We start from the raw sequence: 16,067 nt of genomic DNA on the forward strand, positions 1-16,067 counted from the left end.
GCTTTAAAAAAAGATACAATAAGAAAATAAAAACTAAACAATTTTTGGATATGAAGATATGAATAAAGCAAGACATATAGCTATTATTATGGATGGCAATGGTCGCTGGGCAGAGCAAAAAGGAAAAAAAAGAGTCAAAGGTCATGAGGTTGGTGCAAAGGTTGTTAGAAATATAACGGAATTTTGTTCAAAAAATGAAGATATTGAGAGATTAACACTTTACGCTTTTTCAACTGAAAACTGGAAAAGACCCCGTTTAGAGGTTGAGTTTTTAATGAAACTTTTAGAAAAATATTTAGAAAGCGAAGTAGAAAATTATCTGCAAAACAATATTAGATTTGAACCGATAGGTGATATTAGAGCCTTTTCAAAATCTCTGCAGCAAAAAATTGAAAATATTCAAGAAAAAACTCTACACTGTGACGGCTTGATCCAATCACTTGCACTCAATTACGGTGCTCACGATGAGATACTAAGAGCTGTAAACAGGATAAAAAACAGTAATGACAATATAACAGAAGCTATGCTCTCAAATGCACTTGACTGTAAACACAATGTTGATTTGATTATTCGCACAGGCGGTGATCAAAGATTGTCTAACTTTTTGCTTTGGCAGGCCGCTTATGCAGAGCTTTTTTTTACAGATACACTTTGGCCAGATTTCACAATAAATGAATTTGAAAAAATCATAAAAAATTTTACAAAAATTGAAAGAAGATTTGGAGGGTTAAAATAGTGGAGCTTATAATCGCTTTTATACTGGGGGTGCTTATTGGTTCATTTTTAAATGTAGTTATTTTAAGACTTCCAAAAGATGAAAGCGTTATTTTTGTCTCTTCTCACTGTAATGCATGTAAAAACAGTTTAAAACCTTGGCATAATATACCGATAGTTTCATGGCTTTTTTTAAAGGGAAAATGCTCATTTTGCGGTTCAAAAATATCTATGCAATATCCGCTTATTGAGCTTATATCAGGGTTTGTTTTTTTAGCTTTGGCAAGCAAATTCGGGTTAAGTATTCCTGCTCTTTTCATCGGATTTAGTTTTTTAACACTATTGGCACTCTCTATAATAGATTTTAGGTATAAAATGGTTCCTGATTCTTTAAATCTTTTAGCCCTAATCTTTGCGATACTGGGGGCATGGAATTTAGATGGAATTGTTCTAAATTTTCAAAATGCCCTGCTTTTTGCAGGCGGATTTACTTTGCTTAGATTTGCTCTCTCTTATCTGCTTACTTCATCCGCTCACAGACATGCAAAAAAAACTATAACCTCATGGAGCAAAAATTATCATACATACCCTTTTATAGAAGCTATGGGAGAAGGTGATATTATGGTTGCAGCTACAATGGGAGCGCTTCTTGGCATCAAACTTGCATTAGTCGCTATATTTTTCTCAGCACTTTTAGCGCTGCCTGTAATGCTGATTGTGATAAAGAGATCAAAAGAGGAACAAAGAGTCCCTTTTGTACCCTTTTTAGCTATGGCGACATTTATAGTTTATATATTTGACAGTCCCATTTTAAGATACATAGAGGCAAACTACTAATGAAAATACTACAAAATTATATAAAAAAATCTCTTTCTATCCTATTTTTATCTATATTTTTGCCGCTTTTTTCTATTGCATCTATAGTTTTTCTTATAAAAATGGCAACTTATACAGCTATTATTCAGTTATCACTGTTTGAAATGAGCAAACTTTTTTTCTTTATGCTGCCCGAACTTCTTTTTTATACACTTCCAATATCCTTTTTTGTGGCAGCAGCGCTTACTCTTTTTAAACTTTCAAATGATAATGAGATAATTGTTCTTTTTGCTCTTGGAATCCACCCAAAATTTATTTTAAAAACACTTTTTACACCCGCTCTTTTTCTTTCTATTTTACTTTTATTTAACTTTTTCATACTTTTTCCACATGCAAAAACACTATCAAGCAACTTTATATCCTATAAAAAAAGTGAAGCAAAATTTAATCTCTCAGCTTCAGAATTTGGTCATAAATTTGGTGAATGGCTGCTATATATAGGAGAAGAAAAATCAGATGGAACCTACTCTCAGGTAATATTGTTTAACAAAAAACAAGAAGAAGAGGTTCTAATAGGCGCACAAAAAGCTGAAATTATAAATGATTCTGGAATTTTACGGCTTAAACTAACATCCGGAGAAGGTTATAGTTATTCAGAAGAAAAATTTACGCAGATTGATTTTAAAACTATGTATATTAATGATACCATGAAAACTGATTTAGATAAGTATCAGGCACCTATGGACTACTGGTTTCCTAAAGAACAATCTGCTAAAATAGAGAAAAAATTGATAACAAATATTTTATTTTCCCTTTTTCCGCTTCTAAGTCTATTTCTTATTGCCAGCATAGGAATTGTACATGTAAGACATCAGAAAGGAAAAATTTATCTATTTTTATTTTTAGGAATTACAATCTACTATGCCTTAGCTATATCACTTCAATTAGTGCTTTTTGCATACACTATACCGGTTCTAGTTTTTGGATGGCTGCTAGCTACATACATAATTTACAAAAGAACAATCGTTGCCAAGTTTTAAATGAGATGTGCGTTAACTATTGCCTATAACGGCACTGATTTTTTAGGTTCGCAAACACAAAAAAGCTCAGCCAACACTATACTTGGGCAACTGGAAAATGTTTTGCATAAACTGCATATAGAATCAAAAATAACAGCAAGCGGACGCACAGACAAAGGAGTTCATGCTACAGGACAAGTTTGTCATATTGATTTGCCTATATTTTGGAGTGATTTAAAAAAACTTAAAAAAGTCCTAAATGAGATGCTTCCTTCATCTATATATGTAAAAAGCGTAAGAGAGGTAGATAATGATTTTCATGCAAGATACAGCGCTAAAAAGAGAGTTTATAGATACATTATAAAAGAGGGTGAGAGAAATCCTTTTGAAAATAATTTTGTAACTTTCTTAGAGAGTATTGATTTTAAAAAAATAGAGCAAAATATAAAACTCTTTCAAGGCAGTTTTGATTTTAAATACTTTATGAAAAACGGAAGCGGCGTGAAAACAACAACAAGAGTTATCTATAAAGCATTTGCATATAGATACAAAGGATTTATAGTACTCAACTTTGAAGCAAACGGATTTCTTAGAAGCCAGATAAGATTAATGGTTGGGGCTCTTTTAAGTCTTAATGAGCAAGAGATAAAAGAGCAGCTTAGATGTAAAAAAAAGTATAAAACAAAACCTGCCAAAAGTAACGGTTTGTATTTAGCAAAAATCAAATATAAATAATAGTTTTACACTATTTCCACCCTGTTACCGCCCTCCTCTTGGGCTTTTTCCAAAGCTTCATAAGCTCTTTTCATTATATCTTGCAAGGTGTCATCTCTATGAGAATTAGCTACTCCAAAACTTGCTGTAACTTTTCCTACAAAAAAGAATTTAGCCTCTTCTACTAACTTGTGAAGCTTTTGTGCAGCTAAATACGCCTGCTCACCCTTTGCTTCCGGATATATAACAAGATACTCTTTTTCACTCCAGCGACCGACTGTATCCAAATAACGAATATTATGCATAAACAAATCAGCCATCTCCTTCATCACTGAGTTTCCAACTTGATAATCATACTTATCATTTATGTTTTTCATATTGTCAATATTTATAACTGCTATGCTAAACTCACTGTTATATCTTTTTTTTCTATGAAGCTCTTGCGTTAAAACTTCTTCAAGTTTCGTTTTATTATATAGTCTTGTTACCTCATCTTTTATCAAAGATTTTGCACTACTGTTATTTTTTTCTGAGAGCACTTTCTCCTGTCTCTCAATTTTGTTTTTTAGCTTTTCGCTTAACTCTCTCAACTCTCTCTTTGACACATTAAGTCTGTTTGTTATTTCATAACTTTTTTCGATTTCAGATTTATACTGCATCTCTTTATATTTGATATCTAAAATAAATGCAAATGAAATCATAAGAATATTAAGTACAACTACAATCCCGTACAAATCATATATAAAGTCACTGTAATCAACAAAACCTAAAATCATCATTGATGCTATAATTTGTCCAACTGCTAAAAAAAGCCATCCAAGCAGCAGATAAACGCTTCCTGCAATCTTCTTTTTCAATGAAAAGAGAGATAAAAAGAGTAAAAATAAAAAATATATTATTGTTAAAAAGAGTGCAACATATATAACGGTAAAATTATTTCCCAACATAAAGGCAAAAACACCAAATGCTACAGACGAGCCCATCAAAAACAATAAAAGTTTATCAGCTTTAGGAAATTCTCTATTTGTGTTTAAAAAATTTCTTGTAAAAAGCAAACCTGCAAAAAAGTTAAAAGCGATTATTGGATAAAAGGTATTTTCATTAAGTGGTGCATCATAACTCCATAAAAGTTGAAGATTACTTCCATAATATGTGTTAATTAAAAAGAATAAACTTGCTAAATAGAGTGCAAAATACAAATAACTTTTATTTTTAAGGATGAAAAAAATATGTATATTATAAAAAAGCATAATCAATACTATGCCGATAAGTGAACCATTTAACATTGTAATATATGTTAAGCGTTCTGCTGCATTTTCATCAGAATAAAGCCAGAGAGTAAAAGATATACTATTTGCATTTTTTGCTTTTATGTAAACAGTAAGAGTTTGAAAAGGTTCTATTGTCAGAGGAAGAAAAAAAGATCTTCCTGTAATCTCTTTTTTTTCAGATAAAAGAGTTGAAACAGGATTTTTTTCATCTGTCTCATCATCTGCTACAACATATGTCTTTATATTATTAATCCACGATATAGGCATTTCTATTTTACCAAAAAAAGGGTTCTCATCAACATTGCTTATATTAAATCTCATCCAGATAGTATCATTTACATTATATTCAGATAATGAGTGCAAATTTAGAGGTTTAAAATTTTCACTAAAGAGATTTGTACGCACATCTTCATAAGAAAAATGATTTTGAGCGTCAATAAATATTTCCGAGTAGAGAGAGATATCTACTTTTTGTGTTTTGTCATTTACTTTAAGAAGATCTGCAGCACTTACTCCACTAACTATTCCAGCTATTATAAAAAAATTAAAAATTAAAAATTTAAACTTGTTATACATTAAAAAAAATCCCTCATATTTTATACATTATATCTATAATATTTAAATGATATAATATAAAAATATAGCAAAAAGTTTTCTTTTTTTACCATGAAATCTATTTTTTTAACATTGACCAAATAATGCCTATATATTCATGTGTTGCCATTTTTGAATTCTTTAATGCAATAATACGAGGAGCAGTAAAAAATTTTGCAGATTCATCTTTATGAAAATCTGTTGGTGCTGCAACTGGATTTAATCCGAGTGTTTTAAATAATTTTATAGATCTTGGCATATGTGTAGCTGATGTTACCAAAACAAAAGCTTCATTTCCTACTATGCTTTTAACAAAAACAGCCTCTTCTTTTGTATCTTTTGGTTTAGAGTTTATTATAATATTTTCTTCTTTAACACCAAGCGCAATGGCAAGTTTAGCATTCATTTTAGCATTTGAAATCTCTGTTTCGCCTTCAAATCCGGTAAATATAAGTTTAGAGCCGGGAGTTCTAAAATGGATAATAACTCCTTCGAGTATCCTTTTAGTCCCTGAATCGCCGATATTGGATGATATCGGCTGAGAGTTGTCCGTGTTGTGGGAACTACCCAATACATGTATGTATTTTACCTGCTGTTTATAGTCATATTTCAAATACTGATTTTCTAAATTTTTTACTAAAAAATTTGAAAACGGCTGATATGAGAAAAGAAGCAAAAGACCAAATGACAAACCTAAAAACAGTTTTGCAAAATTTATCTTATTTGTAAATACAAAGTAGATTCCAATAGCAAAAAGTGACAAAACCATACCTAATGGCTCAACAAAAAAAGTCACAAATTTCTTTAAAAAAAATTCAAGTTCCACTGCTCCACCACTCCTTGCAGAATTATAGTATAATTCCAATAAACTTAACAGGATTTAATTTGCAGGCATTTGGAAAATTTTCAACAAATTTCGATATAGAATATATATCAGAGCAATATATTTACATACCCCAAGCAGATGAAATCATGGATGTAGAGCAACTGGAAAAAATGCTTCAGAAAAAGCGTAAAACTGTTGCGGGAACCATATTTTTATACAACCCGACTCTCTCACCCGTTGGATATAACAACAACTCAAAACTTGCATCTCAAGGCTATCTGTTTGACGGAAAATATTGTGAACTCAATTTTGACAAAAACTGCAACCTGTTTGCCTCGTCTATAAAAGATGGTTACAGAGGCAAACTTATAGAGATAAAATATCTTTTTAACCTAAACAAAGCCGATATAGAGCCGACTCCTATTTTAGAAGAGTTTGATGCCGACTTAGACAAGTATACAAGCAATCAACTTACCAGATATGATAAAGAGCTTAATTACCACGACTATTTAAATATCCGCCTAAGTGGTAAATTTGTCTTTTTCGGTTCAGGAAACAAATTTGACAGACATCATAAAAATATTATAGCCTACGCTAGAAATATCGCTGCACAGGCTGCTAAGCTAGGAAAAGAGATATCATTTATATATGATAATAATCATGACGCCAAAGAGAGTCAGGAGTTGGCATATTTTATACCGCCGGTTGCAACCGGAAAACTTAAAGAAGTAAGAGCAAATGCTTTTAAAAAAGCATTTTCCTCATATCCTCCATCTATCGTAAAAATAGGCTAAAAAATACAATAAAAAAAAAGATATTTAAAAAGATGAGTTAAATACTCACCTCTTTAATATCTGCAATTTGCAAAATACTTTTATATATAGCTGCAATTAAAGATTTTCTGTTATTTCTAATTTTTTCATCTTCAGCATTTACCATAACTTCATCAAAAAATTTATCAAGTTCAGGTTTAAGACCTAAAAGCGCATCTAATTCCTCTTCATATGATTTGTATTTAACTTGAGAAACTTCACTGTATCTGGCAAACAACGCCTCTTCTTCCCCTTTTTCAAAGAGTTTTGAATCAACAGTGAATTCTTTTGACATATCAATATCTTTTGTAATATTTGCAACTCTTTTAAATGTTGAAAATGCTTCATCAAAACCGTCGCTATTTATCATGATTTCAAGAGCTTCTATCTTTTTGCCTATTGCAAGAAGTTCTCTTTCGCCCGAAGCAAGGACTGCCTCTACAATTGATGGATTTACTCTAAAGTACTGTTTTAATCTCTCTAAGAAAAATGCTTCAAGTTTTGAGATATCAAAAGATCTATACTCTTTGCTTAAAAGCGTCAAAGTTTCAATTATATCAAATTTAAAGTCATACTCTTTTGTTATTCTAATAAGTCCGTTTACTGCACGGCGCAGTGCGAAAGGGTCACGAGAACCTGTAGGAATCTGATTTATACTAAATAATCCTATAAGGGTATCAAGCTTTAAACTCATCGCAACAATAGCGCTCAGGGGTGTTGAAGGAAGTGCGCTCTCTTCTCCGTTTGGAAGATACTGCTCTTTTATAGCGATTGCTACTGCTTCGCTCTCTCCCGCCTCTTTTGCATAATAATAACCCATAAGTCCTTGAAGCTCAGTAAATTCATATACCATCTCACTCATTAAATCAGCTTTTGCCAAAGATATTGCGCGTTCAAGAATCTCTTTGCTTGCATCTTTTGGCTTATACATCTCAAAAAGAGTATTTGCTATTTTTCTCTCACGCTCTATTTTATCGGCAACACTTCCAAGACCTTTCATAAATACAACTTTTTCCAGACCTTTAATACTCAATCCATTTTTCAAATCATTGTTATAGAAAAAAAGTGCATCTGCCAAACGAGGGCGTAAAACTCTCTCATTTCCTTCTATTACTTTAGAAAAATTATCTGTAAATGCATTAGATACAACAACAAATTTATTTATCAATTTAGCATCTTTAAAAACCGGAAAATATCTTTGATGCTCTTTCATAGAAGTAATAATTACTTCAGGAGGAAGTTTTAAAAACTCTTCGTCAAATGAACCAAGCAAAGCAGTAGGATGCTCAGTAATAGCCACTACTTCATTTAGCAAATCTTCATCTATCTCGATTGTAATTTCATTATCCTTTTCAAGTGAAGAAAAATTATTTAAAATATTTTCTCGTCTTAGTTCAGGAAAAAGTGTAACACCACCCTCTTGTAATACTTCAAAATACTCTTTAATTCCACTAATTTCAATAGAATTAAAATTGCTGATACGGTGAACAAATGTCTCTTTTTTTGATTTAACGCCAAAAAGTTCTACATCTACCAACTCATCACCCAAAAGTACATTTACCCAGCGAATAGGACGAATAAAACTATCTTTTAAACTCCCCCATCTCATTGATTTGCCAAAATCCAAAGATTTTATCAATGTATTTATAATATCAGATAAAATTTCAGCTGAAGGTTTTCCCTTTAACTCTTTTTTGTAGTAAAGAACCTCTTTTGCACCTTTTTGCACAGAACCGATCTCATCAATTTTTACACCGCATTTTTTAGCAAAACCAAGCGCGGCAGGTGTTGGCTTAGCATCTTTATAAGCAATTTCTACAGGAGCCCCGAAAAACTCTTCGCTGCTATCGTCTTGTTTTGTTTTAAACTCTCTATGCCAAAAAACCAAACGACGAGGAGTATAGTAAAATTCAAACTCACATAAAAGTGAATTTTTTTCTAAAATGTCAGCATATTTTTTTTCAATATTTTTTAACTCTTTTAAAAGTGCAATCGCGGGAAGCTCTTCTACACCGATCTCTATTAGTAATGGTTTTATCATAAACAGACTCTTTATTTCAATATTAATACCGCGATTTTATCTATATTTTTGTTAAATGCTTATAAATTAAACAAATCTTAATTTGCATAAATAGAGTGTTAGTAAAGTTTTAAGTAAATAAGATTATGGCTAAAATATGGCATAAATAAAATTTAAAGGATTATATATGCCAAAAATCAATCGTTATGTTGATATAGATACTGTTGAGAGAGAAAGCAAAAAGGATTATATAGATAGACACTCTCCGTTTATCCACTGTGAAGATAGTGCAAAAGAGGGAGAGATGTTTAGCGTCACAGTTAAAATGGGAAATGAATATGCTCATCCGGATGATTTTGATCACTATATAGCAAATATGTCGCTTTTTAATGGCGAGACTCTTTTGGCTCGTGCTGATTTTGTTCCAGGAACATTAGCTAATATGAAAGCACATGCAACTGTTACATTTAATATTATACCTACAGGAAACAAACTTAAACTTACTGCTCAAGCATACTGTACAAAACATGGTATTTGGGAATCAACAGAAAAAGTTGTAGAAATAGTCAAATAATCATTTTATTTATCAAGAGAAATTACTCTCTTGATAAAAATACTACTTAAATTTTTACTCTCTAAAAGTATGTTTTAACCACACTTTAAATATACTTACATCAACATTTTAAATTTCAAAAGGTTATTGTTGAACTCTTTTCAAAATTTACTTTTACTTCAAAATTTATACAGATTAAAAGCTCTTGGTTTTGAATATAGCGATTCATTTTTGATAAATCAAAAAAGCTTCAATAAAAAATCTAATAATCTTGATGAATTGACAAAAGATATATCAACATGTCACTTATGCGATCTTAGCAAATCAAGATCTCAAAGCATGAGCGGCTATGGAAACACAAATGCTGATTTAATGATAATCGACTACACAGTCTCTTTAACCGAAGATAGTTCTAATAAATACTACTGTGGCAGAAGCGGTGAAATGCTAAAAAATATGATAGAGAATGTTTTAAGCTTAAAAATAGAAGATATCTACTTCACTCATGCTATAAAATGTAAACCTCTAAATTCAAATCTTCCTTCAAATTCAGAGTGGGATTCATGCAAAGACTACCTGTTTTCACAAATAGAATTTATAAAACCAAAAATAATTGTAACTTTAGGTAAAGAAGCTTATGCTAAAGTTACATCTGAAAATGAAAATTTTCAAAATGTGCGAGGACATGTTATAGACTTTAAAAGCTATAAATTGATTCCAATTTACCATCCAAATCATCTGCTTAGAAATCCGGATGATAAAAAAATAGCATATAATGATTTAAAAACTATAAAGAGTTATTTATGAAAAAACTATATTTTTTAATACTACTGTTTCCTTTTGTATTTTATGCAAAAAGTTTTTTGATATCAAATATCGCGCTTCCAAAAACAAGTATACAAAACTTAGACCCCTATCCGTGTGATGAAAAGTGTTTGCAAGAACATCTTGATAATGGCTATATATTCTCTTTTTTAGCACATGCGGATGAAAAACTTGCTAATGAAGAGTTAGAAAAAGAGAGAGCAAAATATCTATCTGCTCTTGATATAAAATGGTTTATGCAAGAGAGCAAGATTCGCATCGCCCTTTTACTGCCTTATAAAAAAATCGGCAGATATGCAGCTTCTACAACAAATGCATCATTTGCTTATTTAATGTCAAAAAATCATCCCTATGAGTTAAAAAGTTATAATATTGAAGATGAAAGTCATGAAGAAATTTTAACAGCGCTAATCAAGATTCGAGAGGATGGCTTTTACCATGTTATCGCTCCACTGACTCAAACAGGTGAAGAGATTGTTTCAACCATTAACCCAGACATAAATATATACTTTCCAACTATAAATAAAAAAGATACTAACACTACATCTAGTTATCTTTATTATGGTGGGATAGATCACCGCGCTCAAAGTGATTTGTTGTTAAAAGAAGCACTCTCTCCGCTTATAATATTTAATGACAACTCCGAAATCGGGCAGCAGCTAACTTATTATCAAGAGTATAAATTCAAGCATAAATACAGCGAAGATGAAAATACAACACTACAAAGAAATAACAAAAATTTAACTGTTATAAAATTTTCTATTCCTCAAAGAATAACAAATCTGGAAAAGCAGCTAAAAGATAATGAAAAGATAAACACAGGATCATTTTTTATAAATACGCCTATTATCAAAAGCGGTATGATTTTATCTCAACTTACACTTTATGACACAAATGCAACAAATATACTATCAACTCAAACAAATTATAATCCGTTGCTGCTCTCTATGACACAGTATCAAGATAGAAAAAACATGATAATAGCAAACTCTATAACTCAGAACAAAGATGTTTTAATTGAAACAAACTCTCTTTTGGATAATGATATCATGTATGACTGGATCAACTACACCACTAGCGTCGGAATAGACTACTTTTCTCACCTTATAAACGGAGAAAGACGAGAGTATGATATAGAAATCCAAAATAATCAAATGATCTATCCTATAGAACTGCTTCAACCCTCTTTTTCAAGATTTATCCCTTATAAATCAATTTACAAAGAGCAATAAAAGAAGATCCTTAACTTCTTTTGTAATTTTTTGAGGTTTACCTCCAAAAGTTATGTACACCAAAGTAATCTTCATCTCAAATATTTTTTTATTTTCTTTGTAAATAGTTTGCAAAAGTTTGAAAGAAGCACCTTTCATCTCTATCAGTTCAGTTTTAACTTTCAGTTCATCACCAAGTTTAGCACTTATTATATAATCAGCTTCTATTTTTTTTGCAACAAAATGACCATTTTCTAAAACAGGAGTCAATCCTTTTTTAAAAAACAACTCACTCCTAACTCTTTCGCAAAAATTTAAATAATTTGAATGATATACAACTCCTCCCGCATCCGTATCTTCGTAATAAACTCGTATTTGCACCTTATAAACCTCTATATTAAGGCACTTTGACGGCTAAGAGTTAGCCAATGTGTCAAAAATTGTGCCAAATTTCTCTAATTTCTGAAACCTTGTTGCTTCATCTTCTTGGATAAATTTTGTATATGTTGAAAGTGTTATTGAGACATCTTTATGACCTAAAGTTTTTGATACCCAAACTATATCAACACCTTGACTTATCATCTGTGAAGCAAATGTATGTCTAAGATTATACAGAACTCTCTCTTTGATTTTGTTTCGAATAAGCAATCTTTTAAATGAAGCAGCAAGGGTATCGTGTGAAAAATATCTTTTGCCACTTCTTGTATAAAAGAGATACTCTTTATCTCCAGTGAGCTTTTGTTGGCTTAGTAACACTTCCAAAGTTTGAGGCAATATATCCACATATCGCATAGATGACATTGTTTTTGGTGTGCCATCTTTTCCTGCAACTCTTGTTTGCATTATTTTGATTTGCTTTTTATCAAAGAGTATATCTTGCCATCTAAGAGCAACTGCTTCACCTGGTCGCATCCCTGTAAAAAGCATCAGTTTATAAAAGTTTTTATTGTGTTCAAAAAGTTGTGTATCTTCTAAAATAAGCTTAATCTCTGAATTGTTAAAAGGCATCACATCCTCTTCTTCATCAAATAAAGTGTTTTGCTTTGATTTTTGTTTTGGTGCTTTTACTAACTGCATTGGATTTTTAACGATTATCTCATTGATAAAGGCATCTTGTAAGATGTTATAAAAGATTGAACGATACTTTTGAGCACTTGATGGTGTGAGAGTTGTAAGCAATCTATTTTGCCAATCTTGAATATCCATAGGCTTTATAGCACTTATTTTAGTCTTTCCAAAATATGGAACCACATAGTTTTTAAAAGCTGCCATTTTTCGCTCATATACATGAGGTTTAATATTTGGTTTATTAGCATTTATGCTTTTTATTCCAAACTCTTCCACTGTCATATCTTTTGGATCATCAAACTCCTCTTCTAAGGCTATATTTGCACCTGTAAGTCCTAGCATCAACTCTGGGATAATCTCTTTTTTGATGATAAGTAAATTATCGCTATTTGCTTTTAAAGAGGTACTTCTTCTTTGTCGCTTATTATCAATGAAAAAATCCAAATTCCAATGACCACTTCGCTCAATAATCCTAAATCTAACATCTTGATAGATATATTTAACAGATTTTTGCTTTTTCATCATCCTGCCCTCTTCATTTTCTCAAACATCTTTTTTGCATTTGGATTTGACAAAATCACTGGTTTTTCTTCAATCTCGACTTTGAGAGGTTTTTTCATCTCCACTTGTCTTTTTATACCTGATTTTTTAAATGCAATAATTGCTTCAGGAATGAAACGAAGTTTATTTTTGCCAACTTTTTCATAATGTAGCCCCTCTTCTAAAACACCGTTTCTTATATAGTGGTTGAGTGTAGGCTCTGTAATGTCTAAAAATGTCAAAACATTTCTTTTGAGCTGTAGATTTGGCATAAACATTTGCAAAGTATCTTGTATATCTTCAAATTTTGCTAGTAATAAATCTAATTTTTGTCCGTCATACATAATCTTCCTCCTATTACTACAATACATTCATATTTTTTATTTTTAACGATTATCTGATTTATAAATTTCATTTTCAACTTCCTTTGCATCTACAAATGGAAGCTTTGCCATTTGTTCTAGTGTATAAAGCTTATTTGCATTTGCTTTTGCTGATGTTTGCACATCTTTTAAAATCAAGCGATATAGCTCATCTTCTATGTTGTAGCCGATTATTTCATAATAAAATATCTCAAGCTTATTTGTCATTTTGCTTTGAATTTCAATTTTTATATATCTACCTACATACTTTTCAATATAGTCTTTTTTAACTACACCTATCACATTTTGGTTTTCATATAAAATTTTCCACAATTCTTTTGCTCTATTTGGATTGATATCTATTTTATTACCATTGTAATAACTCTCAAGATAGCCATTATCATTAATTCTCAGCTCATTCCCCACAAGTAGTGTTGGACAACAATTTGTAAGCACCTGCCCTTTGTATTTTTCAACACAAAAACTTTTAAAGCTCAAAAAGCTTTTCATATCATTTTGCTCTGTAGCTTTTAGCTTTAGCTCTTTTTCTTTCTCTAGCTTTATTTCTAGCTCTAGCTCTGGTGGATTTTTGTCTGGACATTCTTCGGACATTTGTCCCAACAATTTTTTATCTTCATTAATTCTTAGTCTATAGGCTCTTTTCCTATCAGCTTCCGTTGAAGATTTTCCAATATAGTTTTGAATATCATTGATGTAAATTGCACCATTTTGTAGTATTTCAATTAGGTTCAATTTTTGAAATATATCTACTGCTTTTTCAATATCTCCTACACTATGTCTGGTTACATTTGCAAGCATATTTGAGTTAAAAGGGATTGTTTTATTGAACATTAACTTCCCATCATTTTTGATACTTCGTAGGATAAATTTGAGCAGAATATTTGAGTATTTATACCCATCTGGCATACTTTCAAGAACAATCATTTCATCACTATCAAAATAATCAGCTTTTAATTTGATATAGTAGTAATGTTTATTATCGCTCATACATCACCTCATTTGAAAAAAGATAAATTTGTGTATAATTCAAACTTATCCACTCTGGATAGCTTGGCTTGAGAATGTTTGGCGACGCCTCAAGCCCTTTCTTTAACTCTTTAAAATCAACTTGCATATTCATCATCAAATACCATCATTAGTTGAGAGTGGCCGCTTTGGGTTTGTTCTTTTTTATACTTTTGCAAATTAATTGCTTCAGTTCCTATAATCTGTGATACTTCAAATCCAAACTTTTTACAAAGATATTCCATATCAAAATAATCAAAATCTTCCTCAAGTATTGAGTTGTTCCAAATTGTTTGAAGTCCTTTTTTTATGGTATCTTTATCAAATTTTTCAAGTTCCATAAGCTCAAGCACCGCATCAAGTTCATCATTTGATTTGATATTTTCATGAAGTTGTCCAAAACTTGGAGCACAATATAGTTTATATTTTTGATTAGTGGTTATATTTCTCATATTGTTAAGTAGTCTCTCTATTAGCCAACTTACAGCATTGGCTATATTTTCACACTTTAAAAATCTACTAATTCCTTTTAGATGGGATTTTTGAAGCTGACTTTTTAACATCTCAACTGCATCAGCGTATGCAAAATCAAAATCAGAAAATTTGAGTCGTTTTGATTTAGCAATTTTGTAGATATCATCTCTTGCTAGTTCAACAACTAAATCAAAATGATTTAACAAATCATCAACGGTTTTGATTTTGTTACTATGGCTTAAAATTTCAACAAGTTGCATTTAATCTCCTTTTTTGTATAATTTATGTGTATAATTAGTATATATTCAATAAACTATAAATATATACGCATATTATTGTATATATACACTTAATAAATTCTTACAAAAGGAGTATTTTTGGAAATAAAAATTGAAATTAATGATAAAGATTTCACTCAATTTGCACAAAAAACAGCAGAATTGGGTTTAGATCCATTAGATACTATTGAATTAATAATCACAAAAAGCTTGAACGAAAGAAATTTAAAATCATCTATTATCAAGGAAGAAAAGCCTAAAAATGATACTGAAGAGCTATTTATAGATTTTGAAAATAAAATGAAAAAATATAATATTCATCAAAGTTCAATTGCTCATTATTTACAAACTACTCAAGCTTCAATCTCAAGAGCACTAAAAAGTAAAAAAGACAACACCCTACTTTTTGAACAAATGAGTATATTACATGATAAATTACTAATATATGCGTATATTTATCAAAATGGGCATAATATTGATTTTAATGAAGTTGAGTGTAAAAAACCTTTGTCTGAGCAAAGTATGCCATTTATTAGTGCCCTTGCAGGAAAAGTTGAATCAAATCTAAATTATAAATTCTCTAAATCAACTTTTTTAAATATTTTGTGTGGCTTTGTAAAAACAGAACTTTTTCAAAAAATTGATTTTGAAACAATATACAGTGATATCGATGAGTTTATTGAAACTATAAATGAAATTGCTGATAACTATTTTTATGAACAGTACAATCCTAGAGGAAACTATTAACTAGATTTCCTCTACATCTCATATTTTTTACAATACATCAAATAACTGTTGTAAGTTAGCTTATTTGGCAACTTGTCATTTATGATTTTATAAATCGACATAATACTCACACCTTTTTCTCTTAAACTTTTAATCTCTTCAAAATGGTAATCCAAAATACTTACCCTTTTTCTTTTGATTTGCATTTCCATAATGTA

At 30.6% G+C, this 16,067-nt stretch carries 18 protein-coding genes; 9 read left to right on the forward strand and 9 right to left on the reverse strand.

The genetic code is table 11. The annotated features are described in order from the left end of the window. Positions 1-58 precede the first annotated feature (58 nt). From uppS to truA, 4 genes are read left to right on the forward strand one after another with little or no spacing between them, the layout of a single operon-like run. Entirely contained in the window at positions 59-736 is a 678-nt protein-coding gene (uppS, locus tag CVO_RS05245; protein WP_159570547.1) for a polyprenyl diphosphate synthase, read from the forward strand. Beyond that, positions 736-1,551, forward strand: coding sequence for a prepilin peptidase (locus CVO_RS05250; protein ID WP_159570550.1), 816 nt, complete (start codon positions 736-738; stop codon positions 1,549-1,551). The genes uppS and CVO_RS05250 overlap by 1 nt, the downstream gene beginning before the upstream one ends. Then, the gene (locus tag CVO_RS05255) at positions 1,551-2,570 is read left to right on the forward strand and encodes an LptF/LptG family permease (RefSeq protein ID WP_152299236.1); all 1,020 of its coding nucleotides are present in this window, start codon (positions 1,551-1,553) and stop codon (positions 2,568-2,570) included. Before CVO_RS05250 ends, CVO_RS05255 begins: the two co-directional genes overlap by 1 nt. Beyond that, entirely contained in the window at positions 2,571-3,284 is a 714-nt protein-coding gene (gene truA, locus CVO_RS05260) for a tRNA pseudouridine(38-40) synthase TruA (RefSeq protein WP_159570553.1), read from the forward strand. A 5-nt stretch (positions 3,285-3,289) separates the two neighbouring features. Here the strand turns inward: truA and CVO_RS05265 are convergent, their stop codons facing one another. Then, on the reverse strand, positions 3,290-5,110 hold the full coding sequence (locus CVO_RS05265; protein WP_159570556.1) for a sensor domain-containing diguanylate cyclase: 1,821 nt from the start codon (positions 5,108-5,110) through the stop codon (positions 3,290-3,292). Positions 5,111-5,207: 97 nt separating this feature from the next. Then, positions 5,208-5,954 (reverse strand): ElyC/SanA/YdcF family protein, encoded by a 747-nt coding sequence (locus CVO_RS05270; RefSeq protein WP_159570559.1) that lies wholly within the window; start codon positions 5,952-5,954, stop codon positions 5,208-5,210. 59 nt (positions 5,955-6,013) lie between these two features. On the opposite strand from CVO_RS05270, the gene CVO_RS05275 reads away from it, so the two are divergent. Next, positions 6,014-6,748, forward strand: a complete 735-nt coding sequence (locus CVO_RS05275; protein WP_159570562.1) for a hypothetical protein — start codon at positions 6,014-6,016, stop codon at positions 6,746-6,748. A 37-nt stretch (positions 6,749-6,785) separates the two neighbouring features. Here the strand turns inward: CVO_RS05275 and glyS are convergent, their stop codons facing one another. After that, positions 6,786-8,807 carry a glycine--tRNA ligase subunit beta gene (gene glyS, locus CVO_RS05280; protein WP_159570565.1) on the reverse strand — a complete coding sequence of 674 codons (2,022 nt, stop codon included), beginning with the start codon at positions 8,805-8,807 and terminating at the stop codon, positions 6,786-6,788. Positions 8,808-8,973: 166 nt separating this feature from the next. Between glyS and CVO_RS05285 the strand changes: the two genes are divergently transcribed. From CVO_RS05285 to CVO_RS05295, 3 genes are all read left to right on the forward strand, one after another. After that, entirely contained in the window at positions 8,974-9,360 is a 387-nt protein-coding gene (locus CVO_RS05285; RefSeq protein WP_159570568.1) for a class II SORL domain-containing protein, read from the forward strand. 129 nt (positions 9,361-9,489) lie between these two features. Then, on the forward strand, positions 9,490-10,146 hold the full coding sequence (locus CVO_RS05290; protein ID WP_159570571.1) for a uracil-DNA glycosylase: 657 nt from the start codon (positions 9,490-9,492) through the stop codon (positions 10,144-10,146). Next, positions 10,143-11,396, forward strand: a complete 1,254-nt coding sequence (locus CVO_RS05295) for a hypothetical protein (RefSeq protein ID WP_159570574.1) — start codon at positions 10,143-10,145, stop codon at positions 11,394-11,396. The genes CVO_RS05290 and CVO_RS05295 overlap by 4 nt, the downstream gene beginning before the upstream one ends. Here the strand turns inward: CVO_RS05295 and CVO_RS05300 are convergent. The 5 genes from CVO_RS05300 to CVO_RS05320 form a co-directional block, all read right to left on the reverse strand. Further along, on the reverse strand, positions 11,376-11,756 hold the full coding sequence (locus CVO_RS05300) for a YbgC/FadM family acyl-CoA thioesterase (protein ID WP_159570577.1): 381 nt from the start codon (positions 11,754-11,756) through the stop codon (positions 11,376-11,378). The two genes, CVO_RS05295 and CVO_RS05300, sit on opposite strands and share 21 nt — an antisense overlap. A 33-nt stretch (positions 11,757-11,789) precedes the next feature. Further along, on the reverse strand, positions 11,790-12,965 hold the full coding sequence (locus CVO_RS05305) for a tyrosine-type recombinase/integrase (protein ID WP_159570580.1): 1,176 nt from the start codon (positions 12,963-12,965) through the stop codon (positions 11,790-11,792). Continuing rightward, positions 12,965-13,327 (reverse strand): hypothetical protein, encoded by a 363-nt coding sequence (locus CVO_RS05310; protein WP_159570583.1) that lies wholly within the window; start codon positions 13,325-13,327, stop codon positions 12,965-12,967. Before CVO_RS05310 ends, CVO_RS05305 begins: the two co-directional genes overlap by 1 nt. Before the next feature lie 42 nt (positions 13,328-13,369). Next, positions 13,370-14,353, reverse strand: a complete 984-nt coding sequence (locus tag CVO_RS05315; protein ID WP_159570586.1) for a phage replisome organizer N-terminal domain-containing protein — start codon at positions 14,351-14,353, stop codon at positions 13,370-13,372. Between the two features lie 116 nt (positions 14,354-14,469). After that, on the reverse strand, positions 14,470-15,105 hold the full coding sequence (locus CVO_RS05320) for a hypothetical protein (protein WP_159570589.1): 636 nt from the start codon (positions 15,103-15,105) through the stop codon (positions 14,470-14,472). A gap of 117 nt (positions 15,106-15,222) precedes the next feature. Here CVO_RS05320 and CVO_RS05325 point away from each other — a divergent pair, with 117 nt between their 5' ends. Continuing rightward, a complete protein-coding gene (locus tag CVO_RS05325; RefSeq protein ID WP_159570592.1) occupies positions 15,223-15,870 on the forward strand; it encodes a hypothetical protein in 648 nt (215 codons plus the stop codon). A gap of 11 nt (positions 15,871-15,881) precedes the next feature. Here the strand turns inward: CVO_RS05325 and CVO_RS05330 are convergent, their stop codons facing one another. Further along, complete coding sequence (locus tag CVO_RS05330) at positions 15,882-16,061, reverse strand: hypothetical protein (protein ID WP_159570595.1); 180 nt, start codon at positions 16,059-16,061, stop codon at positions 15,882-15,884. Positions 16,062-16,067 lie beyond the last annotated feature (6 nt).

Origin of the sequence: Sulfurimonas sp. CVO (assembly GCF_009883775.1) — a bacterium.
Taxonomy (GTDB): domain Bacteria; phylum Campylobacterota; class Campylobacteria; order Campylobacterales; family Sulfurimonadaceae; genus Sulfurimonas; species Sulfurimonas xiamenensis.